Consider the following 25,141-nt stretch of genomic DNA (forward strand, 5'->3'; position numbering starts at 1 on the left):
CTCCCGGTACTGCGCCCACAACCGATCCTCCGGCAACGACCGCGACTTGGCCACCGTCTCCCGGACCATCTGCTGCAACAGCCGCTGATCCTCATCGAACTCGACATCCACCGGCGACCTCCAAATGAACCTTGCCGACGGCGCGGCGGCCCGCGTTCGGGGCTTCCGTCGCATCGGCCCACAGACAGACGACACGCATGTACGGGGCGGGTGGGCGCTTCAGACGATCCTCGTTTCGTGGTCCCGCCAGTAGGACTCCTTGAGCAGGCCCTTGCGGAGCTTGCCGCTGGGGTCGCGGGGCAGGCTTGAGACGAAGTCGACGTCGCGCGGGCATTTGTAGTGGGCGAGGCGTTCCCGGCAGTACGCCAGGAGCTCCTCCGCGGTCACCTCGCCCGCGGGCTCGACCACCGCCAGGACCCGCTCGCCCATCTCCGGGTCGGGGACGCCGATCACCGCGACGTCGGCCACGCGCGGATGCATGACCAGCACGTTCTCGGTCTCCTGCGGGTAGATGTTGACGCCGCCGGAGACGATCATGTGCGAGACCCGGTCGGTCAGGTAGAGGTAGCCGTCGTCGTCGAGGTACCCGACGTCACCGAGGCTGTGCTCGCCGAAGTGGACGACGCCGTCGACGATGCGGACGTCGTCGCCCGCCTTCCCCACCGACCCCGGGTGCGCCAGCCACTCCTCGGGGCCGATGGCCACGTGGCCGTAGCCCTCGGTGCCGGAGTAGTACTCGTGGATGATCGGGCCGAACCAGTCGAGCATCCGCCGCTTCACCTCGACCGGGCACGGCGCGGCGCTGTGGAAGACCAGCTTCAGGCTGCTCAGGTCGCGGTCGCGCCGGTCGGCGGGGAGCTTGAGCATCCGGACGAACATCGTGGGGACGAACTGCGCGTGCGTGACGCGGTGGCGTTCGATCAGCTCCAGGCAGGCCGCCGGGTCGAAGCGGTCCATGACGACGAGGGTGGCGCCGAGCCGGAGCAGGGACATGCAGTAGACGAGCGGCGCCGCGTGGTAGAGCGGCGCCGGGGAGAGGTAGACGGTGCCGGGGCCCATGCCGTACCGGGTCAGCCCCAGCGCGACCTTCACGCACTCGGCCTCCGGGTCGCCCATCGGCCCCGCCGTGAGCTGCTTGCGCACCTCCTTGGGCATGCCGGTGGTGCCGCCGGAGAACATCAGCTCCCGTCCCTCGCACTCCCGCGCGTCCTGAGCGGCCCGCGCCTCGGCGGAGACCGGCGTGGCGAGCAGGCGCTCGTACACCTCCTCGGTGACCAGGAGCCTGCCGTCGACCATGGCGTCGATCTCGGCGGGCCGGAGGTGCTTGTTGACCGGCGTGTAGGAGAGGCCCGAGCGCTGCGCCGCCCAGGCCACCTCCAGGAAGGCCGCGCCGTTGGGCATGCGGATGGCGATGGAGTCGCCCGGCTCCTTGCCGAGCGCGGCCGCGAGGTGGCGCGAGCGCGCGTCGAGTTCGGCGTAGGTGACGGTCCTCCCGTCCGCCTCGATGACCGCGATCGCGCCGGGGCTCCGCTCCGCCTGCCATCCCAGATGATGCATGGCTAGAAAATAACATTCTCGCTTCGTGCAAGTAAGAGTCTCAGAAGCTGGAATGGCTACTTTCAAGCGGTGCGGGCCCGGCGTCAGGCCGCCTGCTCGGCCTTCGCCGGGACCGGCCGCCAGAACGTGGCGAGCAGGCCCGCGGTCGCCACCACGCCCACCCCGAGCGCGATCCCGCCGCCGGCCCAGCCGGTGATCTCGATGCCGGCCGCGGCGTCCACCGACGCCTTCCCCGGGCCCAGCAGGGCCAGGGCGAGCGAGGTCACCGCGAGCACGAGCACGTACTCGTAGCCGTCCTTGAACACGAAGAAGCCGTTGGTCCGGTGCGCGAGCAGGCCCGCGACCAGCATCACGGAGATCACCGCCGCGCACGCCAGCGGCGTGAGCAGGCCGACCACCAGCAGCGCGCCGGCGCCGATCTCGGTGAGCACGCTCATCCACGCCTGCAGCTTCCCGTGCTTCAGCCCGAGACCGCCGAACCAGCGGGCGGTGCCCTCGATCTTGCCGCCGCCGATCCAGTGGTTGACCCCATGCGCGATCATGGTGATCCCCACCACCGCACGCACGAGCAGCACCGCGACGTCCGCGTCCGACATCTCTTCCTCCCAAGGCAACGATCGGTCAGCGACCCGGCGCCGCGGCGTCGTCCGCCGCGGTCCGGTCCCCCGCGGAACCCGCCCCCTCGCGGGCCAGCACGCACTCCTCGGCGAACGCCAGGACCTTCAGGTGATAGGCGGTGGCGGACCGTCCGAGGCTCAAGTTGTGAGGACCGTACACCTGCCGGTCGACGACGACGCGAGGGGAGGCGGTGAACAGCGCGGCGACCCCCGCCATCGCCGAGGGTTCCGCGTCCCACACGAGCTCGTGGTCGCCGAGGCAGTACCGCACGGGCACGCGCACCTCGACCGCGACGCCGGGGAGCCGCCCCGTCCAGGTGCGCACCTCGTCCGCCTCGTAGGCGGGCGTGGACGAGGCGATCGCGGCACGATCCTCGACGTCCTCGGGATAGAGGTGCTCCGGCCCCCACAGGATGTCGCGCAGCCCCAGCCGCCCGGGCTCGCGCGGCCTGTCCCGCAGGCGCCCGTCCAGGATCTCCACCGAGGGCGGATGGAAACGCAGTCCCGTGCCGGCGAGCTCCAGCCCGAGCAGGCCGGGACCGCGCTCGTCGGCGGCCATCCGGAGGGCGAGCACCGACCCCAGCGAATGCGCCATCACGAACACGCCCGCGCCCCGCGGGCCCGCTCCGAGGAGGCGGTCCACGGCCGCGTAGGCCAGGTCGACGCGGCTCCTCGGATCGGTCATCCGGTCGGCGTGGGCGGCGGAGGCGCCGTACCCCGGGCGGTCCAGCGCGATGACGGTGAACCCGAGCGCCGCGCCGGTGAGCAGCAGCGACTGCGGGGCCAGGGCGGGGGCGTGGAAGTACGCCGCCCGCGCCGAGCCGCCGTGCAGCGCCACGATGACGGCCCGGGGCCGGTCGACCGCGCGCACCAGCGCCGACATCGGGATCCCGCCGACGTCGACGACGCGCGACCGCACGGCGTCGTCCCCGCCGGGCGGCGCCGGGGCCTCGGCGGTCGCCGCCGAGTCTCCGGGACCGCCCGAGCTCACGTGTCCGTCCTGAACAGGATCGCCCCGCCCGGTGTGAGACCGCCGCTGCTCACCGCGGCGACCCGGGCCCCCGGCACCTGCCGCGGCCCGCCCTCCCCGCGCAGCTGGACGATCGCCTCGTGGACCAGGCCCATGCCGTGGGTCCGCCCGTGGGACAGCTGGCCGCCGTGGGTGTTGAGCGGGAGCACCCCGTCCCGGGCGATGTTCTTGCCGCCGTCGAGGAAGTCCTTGGCCTCGCCGATGCCGCAGAAGCCCAGCGCCTCGATCCACGACAGGCAGTTGATGGTGAAGCCGTCGTAGAGCTGGGCCACGTCGACGTCGTCCGGCCGCAGCGAGGTGCGCGTCCAGAGGTGGGCGGCGGGCCCGAGCACCTGGGGCTCGTGCGTCAGCGTGCTCTGGTCCCAGTCGATCCGCTCGAGGATCTGGGTGCCGACGGCTTCCACCAGCACGGGCGGCTTGGGCAGGTCGCGCGCGGCGTCCACGGCCGACACGATCACGGCGACGGCGCCGTCGCAGGGCACGTCGCAGTCGTAGAGCCCGAACGGCGAGGTGATCGGCCTGGCCTGCAGGTAGTCGTCCATCGTCATCGGGTCGCGGTAGATCGCGTCCGGGTTGAGGGCGGCGTTCGCGCGCTGGTTCAGCGCGATCCAGCCGAGCGTCTCGCGGGTGGTGCCGAAGCGGTGGAAGTGACGCTGCGCGTTCTGCGCCAGGGTGTGCGCGGCCGAGGTCGCCCCGAAGGGGTGGAACCAGCTCCCGGAGCCGGCCACCCTGCCCCCGGCGCCGCCCATGCTGATCTTGCCTTCGCGCATCTGCTGGGCGTGCGTGGCCTCCCACAGCGTCCGGAAGCACAGCACGTGCCGGGCCAGGCCGCCGGCGACCGCCAGCATCGCCGCGATGAGGGAGCCGCTCGGCCCGAACGTCTCCATGCCGCCGTTGTACCAGGTCGGGCGGATGCCGAGGGCGCCCTCCAGCGCCGTCACCCCGCCCTCGCCGAACCCGCCGACGTTCCCGGCGCCGGGGTAGGTCGCCAGGCCGTCGATGTCGTCCAGGGTGAGGCCGGCGTCGGCGATCGCGCGCTCGCACGCCCGCAGCGTCAGGGACAGCGGCGGCACCATCAGCCGGCGCCCGATCTCCGAGCTGCCGATGCCGGTGATCGCGACCTTGTCCTCGAACTTCTCCGGCGTGGCCATGGGGCGCACGTGGCGCCACGCCTGGCCGGGCTCGATCTCGTCGCGCGGGAGCTCGGCCGGCTCGCCCTGCTCGGCGGCGGGACGGAAGAGCGGCAGCCAGACGTCCTCGACGTGCTCGAAGACGACCTCCATGCGCATGCCCAGCTCGAGGCTCCCGGGATCGCACTCGACCACGTTGGTGGTGAGCCGGACCCGCGGGTCCTCCTCGATCGCGACCTGCGCCACGACGTAGGGGGCCGGCAGGCCGGGCATGCTGAACCGCTGGTTGAGGGTGAAGCCGATGAGCGTCGCGCGGCCCGAGACCTCCCGCACCCGCAGGCCGGTGCCCCGGCAGTGGCGGCATACCGGCTGCGGCGGATGGACCAGTGCGGAGCAGGACTCGCACTCCTGGAAGCGCAGGCGGCCGTCGGCCCCGGACGTCCAGAAGAACTCGGTCTCCGGTGTGATCGACGGCAGAGGGCGCCCCGGCGCTCCGGTCACATCGCCTCCTTCACTACCGTAAGGGGGAAGACTGCCGAGTCAGCATGCATCATTCTGAACTATAATTCAATTCTCGTATCTCCCATTCAGTCCCTCGAACCGCAGGCGCCACGGCGGCCGACCGGCCCCGGAGCGGACCCGCGCGGCGTCGAGGCCCGGACGAGAGGCGGAATCATGGGACCGATGCGAAGCGTGGTCGTGGTCGGCGGCGGCGCCGCCGGAGTGGCCGCCGTCGAGACACTGCGCCGCGAGGGGTACGACGGGGTGCTGACCCTGCTCTGCGGCGAGCCGATGCTGCCCTACGACCGCCCTCCGCTGTCCAAGCAGGTCCTCACCGGGACCTGGGACCACCAGCGGACCCGGCTGCGCGAGCGGCGGCAGTACTCCGACCTGGGCGTCCAGCTGCTCCACGCGCGGGCGCGCGAGCTCGATCCCGGCCGCCGCACGATCCGGCTGGACGACGGGACGGGCCTGGACTACGACGGGGCGGTCATCGCCACCGGGGTGCGGCCGCGCCGCCTCCCCGGAGCGTCGCACCTCACCACCGGGGTGCATGTGCTGCGCGACCGGCCGGACGCCACCGAGATCCGCACCGCCTTCGAGGCCGGCGGCCGGGTCGTCATCGTCGGCGCGGGCTTCCTCGGCCTGGAGGTCGCGGCGGCCGCCCGCGGCATGGGCCTCGACGTCACCGTCGTGGAACCCCTCGAGCACCCCATGCTCCGCCAGGTCGGCCCCGAGATCGCCCCCGTCGTCGCGGGCCTGCACCGCGAGCGCGGCGTGAAGCTGCGCCTCGGCGTCGGCGTCGGCGACATCCGCGACGAGGACGGCCGGGTCACGACGGTCGAGCTGACCGACGGCACCTCCCTCCCCGCCGACTGCGTCCTGGTGTCCATCGGCGCCGTGCCCGAGGTGGACTGGCTGCGCGGTTCGGGGCTGCCGCTCGGCGACGGCATCGAGTGCGACGAGTTCTGCAAGGCCGCGCCGGGCGTCTACGCGGCGGGCGACGTCGCGTCCTGGTTCAACCCGCGGTACGGGCGCCGGATGCGGCTGGAGCACCGGATGAACGCCACCGAGCAGGGCACCGCCGCGGCGCGCAACCTGCTGCACGGCGACGACAAGCCGTTCTCGCCGCTGCCGTACTTCTGGACCGACCAGTACGACGTCAAGATCCAGGCCCACGGCGTGCTCCCGGCGGACGCCGAGGTGACGATCGAGGAGGGCACGCCGGCGGACGGGAAGTTCGTGGCCTCCTACCGCTCTGAGGGGCGGCTCATGGGAGTGCTCGCCTGGAACGCGCCCAAGCTGATCCTGCCCTTCCGCAAGCTCCTCCTCGAGGAGCAGGCCGCCCGCTAGATCGCAGCGCCGGCGCGCGCGCCGGCGTCGGTGGCCACCCGGTCCCGGCCGGGTGGCCGTCACGCGGGCGCGGGGTCAGTCGGCGGGCCGCAGCACGCGCGCCAGGCTGTCGAGGGCCGCCTCCAGGGCGCCGAGGTCACCGCCGTCCTCGGCGGCGACCTTCCGGACGACCTCCACGTCCTTGCCGACGAAGGCGCCCGTCGCCTCGGCGAACGCCGCGACCGACCCCCTGTGGTGGACGCCCGCCAGCGCCCGGCTGGCGGAGCTGCCGTGCTGGAGCGCGTCGAGGAGCGCGGTCTCGTCCAGGCCCCACCGGTTCCAGAGCCGGACCGCGTCGGCCAGCAGCCCGATGTGCGAGGCGAACAGCGCGTTGTTGACGAGCTTCACCCGCTGGCCGGCGCCCGTCGGGCCGACGTGCAGCAGCGGGTCGCCGTAGCTCTCCAGCGCGGGCCGCACCCGCGCGACGGCGTCGTCGGCGCCGCCGGCGAAGAGCGTCAGGCGGCCGGCCTCGATGTCGTGCGGGCCGCCGCTGACCGGGCAGTCGATCACGTCGACGCCGCCCGCCGCGGCCCGGGCGGCGATGGCCTCGGCCGTCCGCGGGCTGCCGGTGGTGTGCACGACCAGCGCGGACCCGGCCGGCATCCGGTCGAGCAGCGGGCCGTCGAGGCAGATGTCGCGGACCTGCTCGTCGTTGAAGACGCACACCAGGACGGCCTCGGCGCCGTCGGCGACCCCGGCCGTGTCGGCGACGGCCTGCGCGCCGTCCCCGGCCAGGGCCTCCCGCGCCTCGGGCGTCCTTCCCAGGACGCGGACCTCGTGGCCCGCCGCGGTGAGGCGGCGCACCATGGGCCGCCCCATCCTCCCGGCGCCGATGAAACCGAGGCGCATCGCAACTCCTTGAAGAGATTCAGATCACAGCGATGCTAACCACACTCATCAGAATGAGCAATGAATCAATAGCGTGAATCGCTGTTCAAATCGGGTCAGGCCAGGGTACCGGTGCCCTCTCCCGCCCTGCGGAGGGACTGCCTGCTCCGGTCGTCCCGCAGGAGCCTCGTCCGGAGGATGATCTCCATCTCGAACCTCCAGTCGGCGTCCTCCATCTCGGCGCCGAAGAGATCCTGCAGCTGGCGCATCCGGTAGCGCACCGTCTGCGCGTGGACGTGCAGCCGGGCCGCCATCTCGGGGGCCTTCCCCCCGGTCACGAGCCAGGTCAGCAGCGTCTCCCCCAGGCGGACCTGCTGGAGCGGCTTGAGGGCGGCCAGCGGCCCGTAGCGCCGCCTGGTCATCAGCTGGATCACGTCCTCGTTGTGGAACAGCAGCAGCGTGGAGAGCTCGTCGGAGCAGCGGACGTAGCGGTCGCATCCGACGACGCCGCGCTGGACGAGCGAGAGGGCCTGGACGGCCAGCCGGAGGGAGAGGGCGGCGTCGTCGAGGGGCACGCTCGGGCCGATGGCGAACTCGGTCCCGCGCAGGGCGCGGGCCAGCATGTCCTCGCGTCCGGGCGCGTCCGGGTCCGGGACGATCAGGCAGGGGTCGGGGCGCTGGAGGTCCACGAGCACGTCGGGCCCGACCGCCGGCGCCAGCCGCCCGTCGGGGGGACGCTCGGCGACGGCCACGCACGCCACCGTCGCCGGAAGCCGCCACCGCGCCTCCCGGGCCAGGTCCGCCAGCGCCTCCCCGGACATCGCGTGGCCCCTGGTCAGCACCAGTTCGACCAGCCTGCGGCGCAGTGCCTGGAGCCGGTCGGAGGCGCTCTGCCGCGCCTGGAGGTGGCCCTCGACCGTGTACGCCGCGATCTCCTCGACGTAGGTGAAGACCGCCTCGGCGAGCAGCGACATCGTCTCGGCGGGCCATCCGGCGCGGCGCCCGACGTCGGCGATGCGGCGCCAGGCGACCCGGGCGCCGACGCGGTAGGCGGCCTGGAGGGCGTCCAGGCTCCGGCCCGCCCGGTACTCGTGGCGCCCGAACCCCCGGCAGATCCTGGTTCCGCCGTCCGCCGCGGCCGCCGGATCGGCGAGCCGGTCGACGAACTGCCGCAGCGCCCGCTCGACCGCCGGGCGGATCACGGTGGGAGGGCCGTCCTGGAGGGGACCGCCGAACTCGGTGACCGAGTACCTGATCTCCTCGACGATCTCCGCCGCCAGCGACGGGAGTTCGGGCCGCAGGACGGCGACGACGTCGGGGGGCGGGGCGGCGCCGCGGCGGGCGGGGGGCCGGTCGTCCGGGAGCGGGAGCGGGATCATCGTGGCCTGAGCCATGTACGGACTTCCTCGTTGTGCGCGGGGACCGTGGGAGCCCGGCCCCCAAGGGGGCGATCCGGTCATGTGGGCCGGTGGACCGGGGGGCGGGGGACCGCGGGACCATGCATCCTGACCGTCCCCTTCACCGACCGTGTGGAGCACGTGTGACGCGGAGCACTGTAACCCCATGGGCCGCACATGTGAATAGGGTTTCCCAGAAGAGCAGCTCAGGTTCTCTCTAGAGAAGTATGAGAATCTCTGATCGCGCCGGCCCGGCGGCCCGTCACGACGTGGTGCGCAGGACCGCCGCCGAGCAGAACGCCCACATGTCCTCCGGGCCCGCCCTGCGGACCCCCGACAGGATCGAGGTGTGCGCGTTGGCCAGCAGGAGCTCCAGCAGCAGTTCCGCCTGCGCGGTGATGTCGAGGTCGCCGCGCAGCTTCCCGGCCGCCTCGACCTCGCTCAGCAGCTCGACGATGAAGCCGCGGAGCGGATTCAGGGCGTGCGCGAGGTCGCGCGACCGGGACTCGGCGAGCCGGAGGTGGAAGACGCTCAGCGCCCGGTAGGTCGGGTTCGTCGTGGCCGTGCGCTCGGTGAGCCCCGACAGCAGCGCCCGCAGGCGCAGCACCGGCTCGGTCTCCTTGTCGCACAGCTCCCGCAGGATCGGCACCGCCGTCTTGCGCAGGATCGTCTCGTAGATGGCCAGGAGCAGGCTGTCCTTGCCGTCGAAGAACGAGTAGAACGTCCGGACGGACATCCCGGAGCGGTCGACGACGTCCTGGATGGTGAAGTCGACGCTGCCCTCCTCGAGGATGAACTCGAGGGCGGCGTTGACGAAGCGGTCGCTCCGCTGGCGCGCGCGCGTGCGGGCGCCCTCCAGGGATCGTTCCACGCTGCGCCGCTGCCAGCTCGGCAGTTCCTCGCCCAGCGGCTCCGTCGCCGGCCCGCCGTCCACGCGCTCCGCCTCGTCCGGCTCCTGCCGCACCATGCTCTCCCCTCACCCGCCGCCCGGGACAACGCCGCTCCACCCGAATGCCAGCGGGCCTCCCAAGTACGGCCATGGCCACGGCTGTGAAGAACAACATCGCTCTACATATACGATCATGCCATTCCACACCACCGGCAAGTGGAAACCGCCTGTGACATCGGGCACCGCCCCGCGCCGGGCGCCGCATCGGGCCGTTCCGGCCGCGCGCATCGGCGGAATCGCCTTGACTAACCTGGTTCTCGTTATACGATTACAACATTCTCGTAATGAGAAAGCATGCTTCGTAGGCGGCGTCCCCCGCGGGCAGCGCCCGGCGCGAAGGAGAGTGGATGATGTCCGGCCGTCTCCCTGGCGACAACGCGCTGCTCCACCTGGAGGCACTGGCCTCCGAGATGCGGACGATCAGCGACTTCGGCGTCGACCTCGTCGGCCCGGCCTCGCTCGGCGCCGCCTTCCTCCGGGTCGCAGGCCCGCACGGCACCGGCCTCACGGAGCGGATCCACTGCGTCGCGGGCGCGGGCTCCTGGTGGTTCACCTGGTCGTGGGGCGACCGGATCGGGCTGGCGACCGACGTCGCGGGCGCGGCGCGCGCGATCAGGCACGTCCTCACGATCCGCTGCGGCCTGCTGGCCGCCCCTCCCCCGGGACGCCCCGTCGCACCCCGCCGATCCCCCGAACTGTCCCCGGCTGCCAATAAATAAGTGACTGTTTACTCTCTTCGGTGACTAAGGCCCGGCCAGGCCGCTTCCCATAATCGCTGCTCGGACACCTCGTCCAGCACGACGAACGATCGGGAGCCGCCATGCCTGACAACGCCTCCACCACCCCGTCCCCCGCTCCGGACGTCACCCGCCGCCGGCTGCTCGGCGCCGCCGCACTCGGCGGACTCGGCGGACTCGGCATCGCGGCCGCCACCGGCGCCGGGCCGGCTTGGGCCGCCGCGCGCGGCCGAAGGGTCCCGGTGACCGAGCAGCGCGAGCGGGCCGTCGTCGTCGGGACCGGCTTCGGCGGCGGCGTGACCGCCCTCAGGCTGGCCCAGGCCGGGGTGGGGACCCTCGTCCTGGAACGCGGCCTGCGCTGGCCGACCGGGCCCAACGCCACGACCTTCCCCCGCGTCGCCAACATCGACCGCCGCTCCGCCTGGCTGAGCGGCGGAAGCCCGGTCCCCGGCCTGCCCGGCACCTGGGAGCCCTACACGGGGCTGATCGAGGTCCTCAAAGAGCAGGGCATGACGATCAACTGCGGCGCCGGTGTCGGTGGCGGATCACTGATGTACCACGGGATGACGCTGCAGCCGACCGAGGAGTACTTCGCCGCGTCCATGCCGGTCGCGGCCGGCGACTACGCCGAACTCGACCGATGGGCCTATCCCACCGTCGCGCGCATGCTGAAGATCACCACCGTTCCCGACGACGTGATCGCCACCGATCCGTACCGGTCCTCCCGGCTGTTCTGGGACGTCGCACCCCAGGCAGGACTGGACAGGTTCAAGGTGCCCCTGCCCATCGACTGGAGCTTCGTGCGCGGGGAACTGGACGGCCGGTACACCCCCACCTACACCACCAGCGACGTCGTCTTCGGCGTCAACAACGGCGGCAAGCACTCCATCGACGTCACCTACCTCGCCGCCGCCCAGGCCACCGGCCGCGTCCGCGTGGCGACGCTGCACGTCGTGCGGGACGTGTCGCTGGACGCCCAGAAGCGCTGGGTGCTGCACGTGGACCGCATCAACACCGACGGTGTCGTCCAGGAGCAGAAGCGCATCATCGCCGACGCGGTGTTCCTCAACGCGGGTTCTCCCGGCACGACACGCCTCATGGTGAAGGCGCGCGCCAAGGGCCTGATCCCCGGCCTGCCCGACGCCATCGGCACCCAGTGGGGCAACAACGGCGACCGCATCTTCGCCTGGGTCCAGATGAACGGCGACCCTGGGACGCGGCAGGGCGGCCCCGCCTGCGTCGGCGGACGCGACCCCGGCAGCGCCATCCCGTACACGATCATCCACGCGGGTTCGCCGCTGCCTCCCCCGCAGGGCACCAAGATGATGACGGTGGTCGGCTTCGGCATCGTCAAGGCGGCCGGCACCTGGGCCTACGACGCCTCCGCCGACGACGCCCGTCTGACCTGGCCCTCCTCCGGCGACGCCGAGCTGCAGGCGCTCATCCGCGACCGCGTCGACGAGATCGCACGTGTGGGCGGCGGCCAGATGGTCGACACCAACGCCCAGGAGGCCTCGACCTGGCACGCGCTGGGTGGCGTGCCCATGGGCGGTGCGGTCGACCGGTTCGGCCGGATGCTGGGGCAGCGCGGGCTGTACGTCCTGGACGGCGCCCGCATCCCCGGCTCCACCGGCGCCTGCAACCCGTCCATGACCATCGCCGCCCTGGCCGAGCACAGCATGGCCGCCATCGTCCGGCAGGACGTCGGGCGGGTGTTCTGATCAGGCGACGATGCCGCGGAGCTTCAGGTCGGTGATGGCGTCCCAGCCGAACCCGAGACCGGCCAGGATGGCGTCGCCGTGCTCGTTGAACTCGGGCGCCCGCTCCGGGGCGGCCGGTTCCCCGTCGAACTGGACGGGCGCGGCGGCCACCTGGAACGGGACGCCCGCCGCCGTCCGGCACGTCTGTACGTAGCCGTTCGGGGCCGTCTGCGGATCCGCCCCCGCCTCGGCGATGTTCTGGACGACCGACCAGGGGCCGGTGAAGCCCTCGAGCCGCGCGCGCCACTCGTCGACCGTCCGCTCCTCGAACGCCTCGCGCAGCAGCTCGATGGCGTCCTCGTTGTTCGCCATGATCGAATGGTGGTCGGCGAAGCGGGGATCGGCCGCCGCCCCGGGCCGTCCGATCGCCTCGCACAGCGACGCCCAGTACCGGCCCGCCTGGAGGCAGCAGAACGCCAGCCACCGCCCGTCCCTGGTCCGGTAGTTGCCGACCAGCGGATTGGCCCACAGCGACGACGCCGACGGGGCCGTGAAGGGCACCCCCAGCTGGAGCGAGAGGGCCAGCGCGTGGCCCATCGACCACAGGCCCGTGCCGAGCAGCGACACGTCCACGACCGTCCCCTCGCCGGTGCGCTCCCGGTGGAACAGCGCGCCCATCATCCCGCCCGCGATCGCCATCGCGCCGATCGAGTCGCCGAAGCCGGGGCCCGGCGGGCTCGGCACGGGGCCGGGCTCCGCCCCCTGGACGCCCGCGCCGATGCCCGCCCGCGCCCAGAACCCGAGCATGTCGTAGGAGCCGCGGTCGCCGTCGGGCCCCCGCTCCCCCTGACCCGAGCCGCGGACGTAGATGATGCGCGGGTTGTGCGCCCGGATGTCCTCGACGTCGATCTTCAGCTTCCGGCGGACGCCCGCCAGCTTGTTGGTGACGAAGATGTCCGACTTCGCCGCGAGCGCGTACAGGATGTCGAGCCCCTCCGGCGACGCCAGGTCGAGGGCCAGGCTCCGCTTCCCCCGGTTGGAGTGCTCGAACAGGACGTGGACGTCGGAGGAGACCGACGCCGTCCCGGTGGAGGCCAGACCGCGCATGGCGTCGCCGCGCTCGACATGCTCGATCTTGACGACCTCGGCGCCCCAGTCGGCCAGGAGCGCCGAGGCCGCGGGCACGAACGTGTGCTCGGCGACCTCGAGGACGCGGACTCCCTGCATCACTGCGGTCATGGATAACCTCCGTTGTCGGCCGTGCCGGGCGGGCTGGGCGGGCTGGGCGGGCTGGGTCAGGGGCGCAGGCCGGTCCTCGCCTCCCCGGTGGCCGGCGAGAAGGGGACGGAGAGGTGCTGGTGGACCATCGCCCACGCTCCGTTCCTCCGCTGGAACACCCGAGTGCCGCGAGACCACGAGTCGGTGCTTCCGCCGCCGGGCCGCGCCACGCGCACGTGGTTGAGCCCCCACGCGACCGCGAGATCGTCCCGCACGAGGACCTTGAGATCTGGAATGTCCAGGCCGACCTCGGCCCCGCCCGCGTCGAGGTTGCGCTCGCAGACCTCCCGCACGGCCTCGACGCCGACGTACTGGAGCGGCTCCTCGTGCTCGTAGGAGACGACGTCCTCGGCGATGTGGGCCATCATCGCGTCCAGGTCCTTCTCCGCGGTGCCCCTGGACCACTCCCGGTGCACGCGGCGCACCTCCTCCTCGGCGCCGGTGGGGTCGGCGAGCGGGAACGAGTGGTGCTCGTGGACGACGACCCACCGGCCGTCGTCCCTGCGCAGCCCCAGCGTCAGCCGCAGGCGGTTGCCCGGGTCGGCGGCGAGCTCCTCGGGGGTGCCGCAGCGCAGCAGGGCGTGGGCGAAGGCGACGCCGCCACCGGCGACGACGTCCAGCGACTCGATCTCGAACAGGGCGCCCGACGCCAGCCACTGGAAGAAGGGCGGCCACGTGGCGCGGTAGGCGTCGAGCCCGCGCACGCCCTGGTGCGGCGGCGGCACGTCGAACATCACGATGTCCTCGGCGTGGCCGTCGACGACCGCGTCGATGTCGCCGTCGCGGACCGCCCCGGCCCAGCGCTCGATCAGGGTGCGGATCTGCTCTTCGTCGGTGGGCATCGGTGCGTCCTTCCGGTTCGGTGCTTCCGTCAGGACTACAACCCGGGCGGGTCCGCGAAATCATCGCGGCGCGGCGGGCCGTTCTCGGGGAGTTCCGCCGGCAGGCCGAAGGCGGGGAAGTCGGCGTCCAGAAAGGACACCACCTCGGCGACCCGGGCGCCGCGCAGGGCGAGCAGGTCCAGGCCCGCGGGGACGTAGGCGTACCCGTTCCACCTGTACGTGCCGAAGGCCAGCTGCCCGTTGGCGCGCGCGGGCAGGAGGCGCCAGCGTTCCCGCATCGGGCCTTCGGCCAGGAAGCGGCGGATGCCCGCGTGGCCCTCGTACCAGGCGGCCAGCGGCGGCATCGAGTACTTGGCGTCCTCGGCGAGCATCGCGACGATCGCGTCGATGTCGCCCGCCTCCCAGGCGATGACGTACCTGCGGCCCAGCTCCCGCTGCGCCGTCTCGCCCAGGGCGTCCAGGGTCCGCCGCTGGCTGCTCTCCGGCAGCAGCCCGGCCAGTGTCTTCCGGGCCCGTTGCAGGGCGCTGTTGACCGCCGCCGTCGTCGTCTCCAGCAGGTCGGCGGCCTCCCTGGCGGGGTAGCCGAGGACGTCGCACAGCAGCAGGGCGGCCCGCTGCGGGGCCGACAGGTGCTGCAGGGCGGCGACGAACGCGAGCTCCACGCTCTCCCGCGCCAGGACGCGCGCCTCCGGCCCCGGCTCCGCCGTCCAGGCCATCATCCGGTCCGGGTACGGCTCGATCCAGGCGGCCTCGGCCAGCGGCGCGCCCCCGGGGCCCAGGTCGGCGGGCAGCTCGCGCCGCCCGCGCCGCTCGATGAGCGTCAGCGCCCGGTTCGTCGCGATCTTGTAGAGCCAGGGCCGGATCGATCCCCGGTGCCGGTACCGCTCCAGGCCGCGCCAGGCCCGGTCGAGGGCGTCCTGGACGGCGTCCTCCGCGTCGTGGACCGACCCCAGCATCCGGTAGCAGTGCGCGCGCAGCTCGTCGCGGAACGGGCCGACCAGCCGGCCGAAGGCGTCCTGGTCGCCGGCCCGCGCCGCCGCCAGCAACTCCGCCTCGGCGGACTCCTGCGACCGATCACCCCCGACCGCCAGCATGCGAGAACCCTACTTCCGCACGAATGGATCTACAATCGCGTCCCGTCCCCGGGGGGACGTCATGAAAGGCGGGTGCGCATGGAGATCGTGGTCGACGACCTGACCGGCCCCGAGATCGCCGGGTTCCTCGACGAGCACGTCCGGGAGATGCGGTCGATCACGCCGCTCGAGAGCAAGCACGCCCTCGACATCGAAGGGCTGCGCAGGCCGGAGATCACCTTCTGGTCCGTCCTGGACGGCCGGACGCCGGTGGGCTGCGGCGCGCTCAAGAGGCTGGACGCGCACCACGCGGAGCTGAAGGCGATGCGCACGACGTCGGCGCGCAAGCGGAGCGGGATCGCCTCCATGCTGCTGGAGCACATCATCGCCGAGGCCGGGCGGATGGGGTTCTCCCGGCTGAGCCTGGAGACCGGCTCGGACGACTTCTTCCTGCCCGCGCGGAGGCTGTACGAGAAGTTCGGGTTCGACTACTGCGAGCCGTTCGCCGACTACACGCACGACCCGAACAGCACGTACATGACCAGGACGCTCTAGGCGGCTCCCGGCGCGGGCGTCGCGGGCCCGGGGGCGCGGGAGAGGAGCGCGCGGAGCGTCCGGGCGATCTCGGCGGGGGCCTCCTCGGCCATGAAGTGGCCGTGGTCGACCGTCGCGTGGACCAGGTCGGGCGCCCAGGCGCTCCAGAGCTCCCGGGCGTCGAAGCCGAGGGCGGCGCCCCAGTCCTGCTGGAGGACGGTGACGGGCATCCGCAGCCGGTTCCCGGCGTCCCGGTCGGCCCGGTCGTGGACGACGTCGACACCCGCGGAGGCGCGGTAGTCGGCGACGATCGAGGGGACGGCCGCGCGGCAGGCGTCCAGGTAGGCGGTCCGCACGTCGGCGGGGATCGCCCGCGGGTCGCCCGCCCAGATGTCGAGGAAGTGGCCGAAGAAGGCGTCCGCGCTCGCGTTGATCATCCGCTCGGGCAGCCCGGGGGGCTGGGCCATCAGGTACAGGTGGAAGCCGACGGCGCCGCCGAGGCCGCGCATCGCGTCCCACATGTCCAGCGTGGGCAGCACGTCGAGGCAGGCCAGCCGGGTGATCGTCCCAGGGTGGTCGAGGCCGGCGCGGAAGGCGACCAGGGCGCCGCGGTCGTGCCCGGCCAGCGCGAAGCGCTCGTGTCCCAGGGCGCGGGCGAGGGCGACGATGTCGGCGGCCATGGTGCGCTTGGAGTAGGCGCGGTCGTCGGTGGCGGCGGGCTTGTCGCTGGCGCCGTAGCCGCGCAGGTCGGGGCAGATCACGGTGTGGTCGGCCGCCAGGTCCGCGGCGACGTGCCGCCACATCAGGTGGGTCTGGGGGAAGCCGTGCAGGAGCACGATGGGGCTGCCCGAACCGCCGACGGCCGCGTTCAGGGACACGCCGTCGGCGACGGGGACGCGCTGGTAGCCGAAGCCGGTAATCGTTGGGGTCAAGGTCCGGTCCTTTCTCTGAAGACGCCTCCAGCCTCGCGGGCGGGAATGAGCATCCGATGAGCGCGCTACCGTGACCAGGAGTGATGCGGGGAAGGGACGGTCGGGCGGTGCGGGTCGTGTTCGGTGTGCTGGGGCCGGTGACGGCCTGGGACGCCTCCGGGGAGGCGGTCGCCCTGAAGGGGCCGCGGCACCGGGCGGTGCTGGCCCGGCTGATCATCGCCCGCCGCCGGGTCGTCCCGGTCGACCGGCTGGTCGACGACCTGTGGGACGACCCGCCCGCCGGAGCGGTGGGCGCGGTGCGCACCTTCGTGGCCGCGCTGCGCCGCGCCCTGGAGCCCGGCCGCCCGCCGCGCGCCCCGTCCCGGCTGCTGGTCACCGAGGGCCCCGGGTACGCGCTGCGCGCCGAGCCGGACACGGTGGACGCCTGGTGCTTCGAACGCGAGGCGGCCGCCGCCGCGGCGCTGCCGCCGAGGCAGGCCCTCGAACGGCTGGACGAGGCGCTGGGGCGGTGGCGCGGCCCCGCCTACGCCGAGTTCGCCGACGAACACTGGGCCCGCGCGGAGCGGTCCCGGCTGGCGGAGATCCGGTTGAACGCCGTCGAGCGGCGGGCCGAGAACCGGCTGGCCCTCGGACTGGCCGCCGAGACGGTCCCGGACCTGGACGCGCACGTGGCCGAGCATCCCTGGCGCGAGGACGCCTGGCGGCTGCTGGCCCTCGCGCTGTACCGCACCGGCCGCCAGGCCGACGCGCTGGCGGTGCTGCGCCGGGCCCGGACGCTGCTGGCCGAGCAGCTGGGCATGGACCCGGGCGCGCCGCTGCGCCGCCTGGAGTCCGACATCCTCCGGCAGGCGCGCCACCTCGATCCCCCGGCCGGGCCGGGCGAGGCGGCGGCCCGGGTCTGGGCGCGGACGGCCGCCGTGTACGACCGGGCCGTGACCACCGGCGCCCGGGCCAGGCTGGAGTCGTCGGTGGGCCTGCTGCGCAACCTCGCGGTGACCGGGGGCAGCGGCCTGGAGGCGGCCCGCACCAACCGCCTGGCCGCCGTCGCCGCGGCCGAGGAGCTGGGGGACGCCGAGCTGGCCGCCCGCGTGATCGGCGCCTATGACGTGCCCGCGATCTGGACCCGTTCGGACGACCCGCGCCAGGCGGCGCAGGTCGTGGCCGCCGCCGAACGCGCCCTGGCCGGCCTCCCGCCCGGCGCGCCCGAGGCGGTGCGGGCCCGGCTGCTGGCCACGATCGCCCTGGAGTCGCGCGGCGGCCGGGCGGCCCGCGGGCCCGAGGCCGCCCGCCTGGCCGAGGAGATCGCCCGCCGCCTGGACGATCCCGCGCTGCTGGCGTTCGCCCTCAACGGCGCGTTCATGCAGACCTTCGAGCGCGCGGGCCTGGCCCCGCGGCGCGACGCGATCGGCGCGGAGCTGGTGGAGCTGTCGGCCCGGCACGGCCTGACCACCTTCGAGGTGCTCGGCCATCTGGTCCGGCTCCAGGCCCGCGGCGCGCTCGGCGACTTCCCGGGGGCCGACCGGCACGCGGCCGCCGCCGACCGGCTGGCCGCGCGCCACGAGCTGCCGCTGGTGGGCGTGTTCACCCGCTGGTACGCGGCGCTGCGGCTGGCCGCGGCCGGGCGGGCGCCGGACACCGAGACCGAGGCCGCCTACCGGGACGCCGCCGCCTGGCTGCACGGCGCCGGGATGCCGGGGCTGGAGCACGGCCTGCTGCCGCTGGCACTGCTGTGCCTGCGCGTGCAGCACGCGCGGCCCGCGCCCACCGGCGAGGACATCGACTGGGGCCCGTACGCGCCGTGGGCCCGTCCCCTGGTGCTGCTGGCCCGGGATCGCCGTACCGAGGCCGCCGCGGCGCTGCGCGACGTCCCGGATCCGCCCCCCGACCTGTTGTTCGAGGCCCTGTGGTGCCTCATCGCGCAGGCCGCCGTAGCCCTCGGCGACGCGGGAACGATCCGGCGCGCGCACGAGGCGCTCGCCCCCGCGGCGGGGGAACTGGCCGGGGCGGGCAGCGGCCTGCTCACCGCAGGCCCGGTGTCACGCCACCTCGACGACCTCGCCGCCGCGGCGCGCACCGCCGGGCGTTGAACCGCCGTGAGCCGGCCCCCTACGCGGGGACCGCGGAGTTCGGCCGGGCCCGGTCCCTCGCCGGCGGCCGCGCGTCGAACCGGCCGGCCAGCGGCACGACCACCAGGACGAGCACGGCCGCGACCAGGTAGCCCGCCCAGTACCCGGACGACGGCTGCAGGGCGGCGACCAGCCCGGTCCCCGCGACCGCCCCGAGGTAGTTGAAGATCCCGACCCGCGCCACGGCGACGCCCTGCCCGACCGGGTCGTGGCGGGCCGCCGCCGCGTACGCGCTCGGGGCGACCGAGCACAGCCCGAACCCGGCCATCGCGAAACCGGCGATGGCCACCCACGGGACCGGGGCCAGGACGGCCGCCGTCAGCCCGAGGGCGGCCAGGACCGCGCCCCCGCGGACGATCCAGGCGGCGCCGCGGCGGCGCACGGCCAGGTCGGCCAGCGCCCGGCCGGTCACCGTCGCCGCCGCGAACGCGGTGATGGCCAGCGGCGCCACCGCCTCGGGGGCGTGCAGCTCGTCGCGGACGTACTTGACGGCGAATCCCGCGATCGCGCCCTCGGCGACGTAGGCGCAGGCCAGTGCCGCGCCGAGGACCAGCAGCGGCCGCCACGGCACCGCGACGGGCGGTCCCCGCCGCTCCAGCGCCGCCGCGGCGCGCTCCCCGATCCGCGCCTCCTGGTCCCTGCCCAGCGCCGTCCGCGCGGTGGCCACGGCGATCAGCAGGCCCACCGCGACCGGCACCAGGAAGCCCTTCGCCACCGAGAGGCCGGCCTGGTTGGCGAACGAGGCCCACAGCGAGCCGGCGATGCCGGCCCCGCTCCAGACCGCGAAGAACCCGTTGACCAGGGACCGGCCGGCGTGCCGTTCGATGGCGACGGCCTGGGCGTTCATCGCCGCCTCCGCCATGCCCATCGTCAGGCCGGCCAGCGCCACCGCGGCCACCAGCGGGGCCGTCCCGCCGACCAGGCCGACCGCCATGACCGCCGCGAAGAACGCCGGCTGCGCGTACCGCAGCACCGGGCCGGAGCCCCACCGGCCGCTCAGCCGCGCCGCCAGCAGGCCGCCCGCGATCGCCAGGACCGGGACCAGCGCCACCAGGACGTTGATCGCCGCGTCGCCGAGCCGGTGCGCGTGCTGGATCTGCGGCACCCGCGCCATGACGGTGGAGAAGACCAGCGCCTCGCCCGCGTAGCAGAGGTAGATCGCCGTGCGCACGCGCCGTATCGGCGGTTCCAGGACGGGTGCGGGCGTGGCGGCTGCCTGCATCGCTCCCGTCCCGCTCACGGTTCAACTACTGATAAGTCATGTTATATGTGGGTGGTGTCGATACGGGCGGGATGCCGTGCGACGCCCGCCGGCCGGCGATGGAGCCGCGTCACGACGGAGGCGGCGTCCGGGTGAACTCGGTGAACGCTGAGAGGCTGGCCTTCGGCGTGCTGGGGCCGCTGCTCGTGCAGGTGGACGGCGCCCCGGTCACGCCGCCGCGCTCCCCCATCCTCCGGGGCCTGCTGGGCGTCCTGCTGGCCGCCGGGGACCACTCGGTCCCCTCGCTCCGGCTGGTCGAGCTGGTCTGGCCGGGACGGTCCGACGAGGTGGGCCCGGGCTCGGTGCAGGTGGGGGTCTCCCGGCTGCGGCAGTGGCTGCGGCGAATCGACCCCGCGCCCGAGCCCCGCTGGAGCCTCGACCACGACGGCGCCGGCTACCGCCTCGCGGTGCCCGCCCACACCGTGGACCTCGGCCGCTTCCGCGCCCTCGTGGACGGGGCGGAGGCCGCCGGGCACGCCGAGGAACGGGCCGCGCTCCTGGAGTCCGCGCTCGAGCTGTGGCGGGGTCCCCTCCTGGCCGACCTGTCCGTCCTGGACTTCTCCGACCCGCTGCTCCGCTCGGTCGCCGAGGAGGTCCACGCGGCCGCCGCGGGCCTGGCCGCCGCGGCCGCCGCCACCGGCCGCGCCGGCCCGGCCCTGGACCGGCTGCACGCGCTGGCCGAGGCGCATCCGCTGGACGAGCGGCTGGAGGCCGGGGTGATCGAGCTGCTGGCCGCCGACGGGCGCAGCGCCGAGGCGCTGCGCCGGTACCAGGCGTACCGCGAGAGCGTCGCCGAGGAGCTGGGCGTGGACCCCGGGGAGCGGGTCCAGGCCGCCTACCTCTCCGTGCTGTCGCAGGAGTCGGGCCGGCGGTCGGGCCCCGCGCGGGTGCCGGGGCCGCCCGTGCCGGCGCAGCTGCCGCCCGGCGTGCCCGACTTCACCGGCCGCGACGAGCAGGTGGAGGCCCTCACCGGCCTGCTGGGCGCCCGCGACCACTCCCCGCTCGCGCTGATCACGGGCATGGGCGGGGTCGGGAAGACCACGCTGGCCCTGCACGTGGCGCACCGGCTCGCCGCCCGGTTCCCCGACGGGCGGCTCTACACCCGGCTGCGCGGCCCCGACGGCGCCCCGGTGGACCCGGCGCGGGTCCTCGGCGGGTTCCTGGGCGCGTTCGGGATCACCGGGCAGGACGTGCCGCCGTCGCTGGAGGACCGGTCGGCGCTGTTCCGGACCGTCCTGACCGGCCGCCGGGTGCTGATCGTGCTGGACGACGCCTCGGCCGAGGGCGAGGTGCGCCCGCTGCTGCCCGCCGCGCCCGGCTGCGCCGCCGTCGTCACCAGCCGGCTCCCGCTCGCCGGGCTGGAGGGCGCCGGCCGGATCGAGCTCGGGGTCTTCGAGCCCGGCCAGGCCGTCGCGCTGCTGGGCCGCATCACCGGACCGGCCCGGGTGGGCGCCGAGCCCGAGGCCGCCGCCGAGATCGCCCGGTTGTGCGGGTACGTCCCGCTGGCGGTGCGGATCGCCGGGGCGCGGCTCGCGCACCGGCGGCACCGCACGCTCGGCTGGCTGGCCGAGACGCTCGGCGACGAGCGGCACCGGCTGGACGAGCTGGCCGCCGGCGACCTGGCCGTGCGCGCCTCGTTCCGGCTCAGCTACCTGCGGCTGCCCGACGGCACGCGGCGGCTCTTCCGGCTGCTCGGGCTGCTGGAGGCGCCCGACTTCGGGGAGTGGATCGCGGCGGCGCTGCTGGACGTCCCGTACCGGGCCGGCCGGGCGCACCTGGAGGCCCTGGTCGACGCGCAGCTCCTCACGGTGACCGGGGCCGACCCCCAGGGCCGGCCGCGCCTGCGCTACCACGACCTGGTCCGCATCTACGCCCGCGAGCTCGCCCTGGCCGAGGACGACGCCGGGACGCGGAACGCGGCCGTGCGACGCGCGCTGGGCGCCTGGCTGGGGCTGGCCGAGCGGGCCGCCGAGCGCGTGCCGGGCCCCTGCTTCGCCACCATCGGCGGCTCGGCGCCCCGGCACCGGCTCCCCGCCGCGGTGGCCGAGGACCTGCTGGCCGACCCGATGGGGTGGTTCGACACTGAGCGCGCCGCGCTGACGGCGGCGGTCGACCAGTCCTGCGCGCTCGGGCTCGACGAGCACGCCTGGGAGCTCGCGGCGTCGATGGCCAAGTACCTGGACGTCAGGAGCCTGACCCAGGACCTGATGCGGACGCACGAGCGGGCCATGGAGCTGTGCGCGTCGGCGGGCAACCGGCTGGGCGAGGCGGTCATGCTGCGCGGCCTCGTCGACGTGGCGACCTGGATCGCCAACGACCGGGCCGGCGACGCCATGGGCACCTCGTACGAGGACTCGCGGCGGCTGCTGCGGCTGTTCGAGGAGGAGGGCGAGCGGCGCGGGATGGCCGACGCCCTGGTGGCCCAGTGCTGGGGGCTGGTGGCCCGCGGCGAGGAGGAGCTGGCGCTGGAGACGGCGCGGCGCGCGCTGCGGATGGCCGAGGAGACCGGCCACCTGGGCGGCGAGGCCCGCGCGCACCAGGTGATGGGCGTCGCCTACGGCGAGCGGCGCCCGGAGGAGGCCGCCGAGCACCTGCAGCGCTGCCTGGAGCTGGCGCGGTTGCACGGCAACCCGCGTTTCGAGGCCACGGCCATGCAGTTCCTGGGGGCCGCGCACTGCCTGGCGGGACGCATCGACATCGGGCACGAGCTGCTGGTGGACTCGCTGCGCGTCTGCCACGCGCTCAAGGACCGCTACGCGGAGGCGTTCTCCCTGCTCTACCTGGCCAAGCTGTATGCCGCGCTCGGCGACGAGCGGGCGCTGCCGACGGCGCACTCGGTGGTCTTCCTCAGCCGTCGGCACGGCATGGAGCACCATCTCGCGGACTCTCTGAAGGTGCTCGGGGAACTGGAGCTGGGGGCCGGCCGGAGCGCCTCGGCGACGACGCATTTGGAGGAGTCGGTCCGCCTCTGGCGCGACCGCGGCTGGCTCGCGTTCCTGGCCGGCACGCTCCGCGTCCTGGGTACTGCCTACCGGACGAACGGCGACGAGGAGGCGGCCAGGAAGAACTGGAGTGAGGCGGTCAGCGTCTATGAGCAGTTGGGCGATCAGGAGGCGGCGGCGGGCGTCGGCGCCCTCCTCAACGCGCGGTGAGCACGGCCCGGCCCGCGCTCGCACGCGGCCGGGCGGTTCCCCGGGAGCCCCCTGCTCCTCGGCGGCGGGATCGTCGTCGTCCGGTGGTCGAGCGTGCCCCCAATGACGTTCGAACAACCGGCGAGTCCCCGCTCCGCCCGGCCGTCGGCCCCCACCAGGGCTTTTCTCTGGCGGTGCTCTTGGTGGGAGCTACCCGGTCATTCTGCCGGAGGGGGCCTTACCAATCGCTTACAGGTTCGTCCGCACCGGCGCGCCGGGCCTCCTGAAGTGGCCGGAAGCGGTCCGGGGCGGCTCCCGGCGGTGGAGTGCCGCCGGGAGCCGGTGCGCGCCGGGCCTCAGAAGGCCAGGTCGCGGCGGCGGAACAGGGCCACGCCGGCGGCGGTGAGGGCGAGCGCGGCGCCCGCCAGCACCGCCACGGGCGTCAGCGCCAGGTCGGCGGCCGGCAGCGACGGGGTGTGGCTGAACGGCGAGAGGTTGGTGACCGCCTGCGGCAGCTCCAGGATCGGCCCGATCTGCCCGATCAGCAGGCAGGCGCCCAGCGCCGCCCAGGAGATCGCGACCGACCGGTGCGGCAGCAGGCCGATCACCGCGACCACGAACCCGGCCAGCGCCAGTGTCGCGGGCAGCTGCACCATGGCGGCCCCCAGCAGCGAGGGCACCTTCTCCATCGAGCCGGACGCGGCGGCGTAGGCCAGCCCGTTGGCGAGCCCGGTCACCAGCAGCACGGCGGCGGTGCCGAGCACGGCGCAGGTGACGTGCGAGAGCAGCCACCGCGGGCGGCTCACCGCCGTGGCCAGCACCGCCTCCAGCGGCCCGCTCTCCTCGGCGCGGGTGCGCAGCAGCGCCTGGACGGTGTACCCGGCGACGATCACCCCGGTGAGGCTCATCATCGCGGCGAAGAAGACGTCGACCACGTCGCCCGCCCCGCCCATGCGCCCGATCATGTCGGCCAGCCCGTCGCTGCTGCCGAGCACCTCCTCGGCCTCGTTCCCGACGGCGCCCAGCGCCACGCCCATGACCAGCATGCCCGCGGCCCAGCCGTACAGCACGCCGCGCTGCAGCCGCCAGGCCAGCCCGAGGGGGCTGAGCAGCGCGCGCGGCGCCCGGACGGGGCCGCGGCGGGTGGGGAGCATCCCGGTTCCCACGTCGCGGTGGTCGGTGAGCCGGAACGCGATCAGCACCAGGGCGGCCAGCAGCACGGCGTGCAGCGCCAGCGGCCACCAGTCCTCGTCGCCGAACGGGCGGACCCGCTGCCCCCAGCCGATCGGCGAGAGCCAGGACGGCCAGAGGCTGGTGACGGTCATGTCGTCCTCGACCGGGGCGAGGCCGTCCCCGGCGGCGCGCAGCAGGAAGGCCGCGCCGAGGACTGCCGAGGCCAGCCCGGAGGCGGCCCGCGCGCTCTCGGTGATCTGCGCGGTCACGGCGGCGACCCCGGCGAACACCGCGCCGATCGCGCCGACCGCCGCGCCGGCGGCCAGCGACCCGGCCACCGGGAGCCCGCCGGCGACCAGCACGACCGCCACCAGCCCGGCCAGCAGCAGATCGGCGCCGATGGTCACGGCCAGGGCGGCGGCGAGGGCCGCGTGCCGTCCCACGACCGCCGAGCCGATCATCTCCGAGCGTCCGGTCTCCTCGTTCTGCCGGGTGTGCCGGACGACCGCCATGATGCTCATCAGCACGGCGGCCACGACGACGATGACGAAGGTCTCGTTGACGACGACGCCGCCCTCGCTGGCGTCGGGCACGACGCCGTTGAAGACGCGGGAGACGGCGCTGGTGACGTTGGACCGGGCGTAGGCGGCCTGCTCCTGCGCGGTCGGGTAGAGGCCGGAGATGCTGGAGGCCGTCGCGCCGACGACGGCGGTCGTCCCGAGCAGCCACAGCGGCAGCTGGACCCGGTCGCGGCGCAGCGCGAGCCGGGCGAGGCGGAGGGTGCCGGTGAACGTGCCGGCGCGCTTCTTCATCGGGCGGCCTTCGCCGGCTCGGCGGCGCCGGTCCGGTCGCCGTAGTGCCGCATGAACAGCTCTTCCAGGGTGGGCGGGTTGCTGGTGAGCGCGCGGACGCCGAACCCGGCCAGGTGCCGGTGGACGCCGGCGAGCGCCTCC

Annotated in this window: 19 protein-coding genes and 1 pseudogene; 6 read left to right on the plus strand and 14 right to left on the minus strand. The window is 74.4% G+C overall.

Going from position 1 to position 25,141, the window contains the following annotated elements:
* Positions 1 to 219 precede the first annotated feature (219 nt).
* The 4 genes from ACFPZN_RS51240 to ACFPZN_RS51255 form a co-directional block, all read right to left on the minus strand.
* Positions 220 to 1,557, minus strand: a complete 1,338-nt coding sequence (locus ACFPZN_RS51240) for an AMP-binding protein (protein ID WP_378291722.1) — start codon at positions 1,555 to 1,557, stop codon at positions 220 to 222.
* 83 nt (positions 1,558 to 1,640) lie between these two features.
* Positions 1,641 to 2,153, minus strand: a complete 513-nt coding sequence (locus ACFPZN_RS51245) for a DoxX family protein (protein WP_378291724.1) — start codon at positions 2,151 to 2,153, stop codon at positions 1,641 to 1,643.
* 25 nt (positions 2,154 to 2,178) lie between these two features.
* Positions 2,179 to 3,165, minus strand: coding sequence for an alpha/beta hydrolase (locus tag ACFPZN_RS51250; protein WP_378291726.1), 987 nt, complete (start codon positions 3,163 to 3,165; stop codon positions 2,179 to 2,181).
* A complete protein-coding gene (locus ACFPZN_RS51255; RefSeq protein WP_378291728.1) occupies positions 3,162 to 4,835 on the minus strand; it encodes a thiolase C-terminal domain-containing protein in 1,674 nt (557 codons plus the stop codon). Before ACFPZN_RS51255 ends, ACFPZN_RS51250 begins: the two co-directional genes overlap by 4 nt.
* Positions 4,836 to 5,018: 183 nt before the next feature.
* On the opposite strand from ACFPZN_RS51255, the gene ACFPZN_RS51260 reads away from it, so the two are divergent.
* Positions 5,019 to 6,188, plus strand: coding sequence for an NAD(P)/FAD-dependent oxidoreductase (locus ACFPZN_RS51260; protein WP_378291730.1), 1,170 nt, complete (start codon positions 5,019 to 5,021; stop codon positions 6,186 to 6,188).
* A gap of 75 nt (positions 6,189 to 6,263) precedes the next feature.
* Here the strand turns inward: ACFPZN_RS51260 and ACFPZN_RS51265 are convergent, their stop codons facing one another.
* The 3 genes from ACFPZN_RS51265 to ACFPZN_RS51275 all read right to left on the minus strand — a co-directional run bounded on the left by ACFPZN_RS51265 (position 6,264) and on the right by ACFPZN_RS51275 (position 9,419).
* Positions 6,264 to 7,076: an NAD(P)-dependent oxidoreductase gene (locus tag ACFPZN_RS51265; protein WP_378291732.1), complete on the minus strand. Its 813-nt coding sequence runs from the start codon at positions 7,074 to 7,076 to the stop codon at positions 6,264 to 6,266.
* Positions 7,077 to 7,171: 95 nt separating this feature from the next.
* Positions 7,172 to 8,449: a PucR family transcriptional regulator gene (locus tag ACFPZN_RS51270; RefSeq protein ID WP_378291734.1), complete on the minus strand. Its 1,278-nt coding sequence runs from the start codon at positions 8,447 to 8,449 to the stop codon at positions 7,172 to 7,174.
* 265 nt (positions 8,450 to 8,714) lie between these two features.
* On the minus strand, positions 8,715 to 9,419 hold the full coding sequence (locus tag ACFPZN_RS51275; RefSeq protein ID WP_378291736.1) for a TetR/AcrR family transcriptional regulator: 705 nt from the start codon (positions 9,417 to 9,419) through the stop codon (positions 8,715 to 8,717).
* A 329-nt stretch (positions 9,420 to 9,748) separates the two neighbouring features.
* Here ACFPZN_RS51275 and ACFPZN_RS51280 point away from each other — a divergent pair, with 329 nt between their 5' ends.
* Both ACFPZN_RS51280 and ACFPZN_RS51285 read left to right on the plus strand, forming a co-directional pair.
* Positions 9,749 to 10,120, plus strand: coding sequence for a hypothetical protein (locus tag ACFPZN_RS51280; RefSeq protein ID WP_378291739.1), 372 nt, complete (start codon positions 9,749 to 9,751; stop codon positions 10,118 to 10,120).
* 101 nt (positions 10,121 to 10,221) lie between these two features.
* Entirely contained in the window at positions 10,222 to 11,859 is a 1,638-nt protein-coding gene (locus tag ACFPZN_RS51285) for a GMC oxidoreductase (RefSeq protein WP_378291741.1), read from the plus strand.
* Here the strand turns inward: ACFPZN_RS51285 and ACFPZN_RS51290 are convergent, their stop codons facing one another.
* The 3 genes from ACFPZN_RS51290 to ACFPZN_RS51300 are packed head-to-tail and all read right to left on the minus strand — an operon-like array spanning position 11,860 to position 15,052.
* The gene (locus ACFPZN_RS51290; protein WP_378291743.1) at positions 11,860 to 13,077 is read right to left on the minus strand and encodes a CaiB/BaiF CoA transferase family protein; all 1,218 of its coding nucleotides are present in this window, start codon (positions 13,075 to 13,077) and stop codon (positions 11,860 to 11,862) included.
* 56 nt (positions 13,078 to 13,133) lie between these two features.
* Positions 13,134 to 13,958 (minus strand): YybH family protein, encoded by an 825-nt coding sequence (locus ACFPZN_RS51295; protein WP_378291745.1) that lies wholly within the window; start codon positions 13,956 to 13,958, stop codon positions 13,134 to 13,136.
* A 35-nt stretch (positions 13,959 to 13,993) separates the two neighbouring features.
* Positions 13,994 to 15,052, minus strand: coding sequence for a sigma-70 family RNA polymerase sigma factor (locus tag ACFPZN_RS51300; protein WP_378291747.1), 1,059 nt, complete (start codon positions 15,050 to 15,052; stop codon positions 13,994 to 13,996).
* Between the two features lie 78 nt (positions 15,053 to 15,130).
* Here ACFPZN_RS51300 and ACFPZN_RS51305 point away from each other — a divergent pair, with 78 nt between their 5' ends.
* Positions 15,131 to 15,586: a GNAT family N-acetyltransferase gene (locus tag ACFPZN_RS51305; RefSeq protein ID WP_378291749.1), complete on the plus strand. Its 456-nt coding sequence runs from the start codon at positions 15,131 to 15,133 to the stop codon at positions 15,584 to 15,586.
* Here ACFPZN_RS51305 and ACFPZN_RS51310 read toward each other — a convergent pair.
* Entirely contained in the window at positions 15,583 to 16,497 is a 915-nt protein-coding gene (locus ACFPZN_RS51310; protein WP_378291752.1) for an alpha/beta fold hydrolase, read from the minus strand. The two genes, ACFPZN_RS51305 and ACFPZN_RS51310, sit on opposite strands and share 4 nt — an antisense overlap.
* Positions 16,498 to 16,604: 107 nt before the next feature.
* Between ACFPZN_RS51310 and ACFPZN_RS51315 the strand changes: the two genes are divergently transcribed.
* On the plus strand, positions 16,605 to 18,584 hold the full coding sequence (locus ACFPZN_RS51315) for a BTAD domain-containing putative transcriptional regulator (RefSeq protein ID WP_465252313.1): 1,980 nt from the start codon (positions 16,605 to 16,607) through the stop codon (positions 18,582 to 18,584).
* 19 nt (positions 18,585 to 18,603) lie between these two features.
* Here ACFPZN_RS51315 and ACFPZN_RS51320 read toward each other — a convergent pair whose 3' ends face one another.
* Positions 18,604 to 19,845, minus strand: a complete 1,242-nt coding sequence (locus tag ACFPZN_RS51320) for an MFS transporter (protein ID WP_378291754.1) — start codon at positions 19,843 to 19,845, stop codon at positions 18,604 to 18,606.
* Between the two features lie 140 nt (positions 19,846 to 19,985).
* Between ACFPZN_RS51320 and ACFPZN_RS51325 the strand changes: the two genes are divergently transcribed.
* Entirely contained in the window at positions 19,986 to 23,036 is a 3,051-nt protein-coding gene (locus ACFPZN_RS51325; protein ID WP_378291756.1) for an AfsR/SARP family transcriptional regulator, read from the plus strand.
* A gap of 335 nt (positions 23,037 to 23,371) precedes the next feature.
* On the opposite strand, the gene ACFPZN_RS51330 is transcribed toward ACFPZN_RS51325, so the two are convergent.
* Together ACFPZN_RS51330 and ACFPZN_RS51335 are read right to left on the minus strand one after the other, a co-directional pair.
* Positions 23,372 to 25,000, minus strand: a complete 1,629-nt coding sequence (locus ACFPZN_RS51330; RefSeq protein WP_378291759.1) for an ABC transporter permease — start codon at positions 24,998 to 25,000, stop codon at positions 23,372 to 23,374.
* Positions 24,997 to 25,141: pseudogene (locus tag ACFPZN_RS51335) on the minus strand (ABC transporter ATP-binding protein); the annotation flags it as partial. The pseudogene ACFPZN_RS51335 and the gene ACFPZN_RS51330, both read right to left, overlap by 4 nt.

Origin of the sequence: Actinomadura rugatobispora, assembly GCF_042656285.1 — a bacterium.
In the GTDB taxonomy this organism is placed as follows: Bacteria; Actinomycetota; Actinomycetes; order Streptosporangiales; family Streptosporangiaceae; genus Spirillospora; species Spirillospora rugatobispora.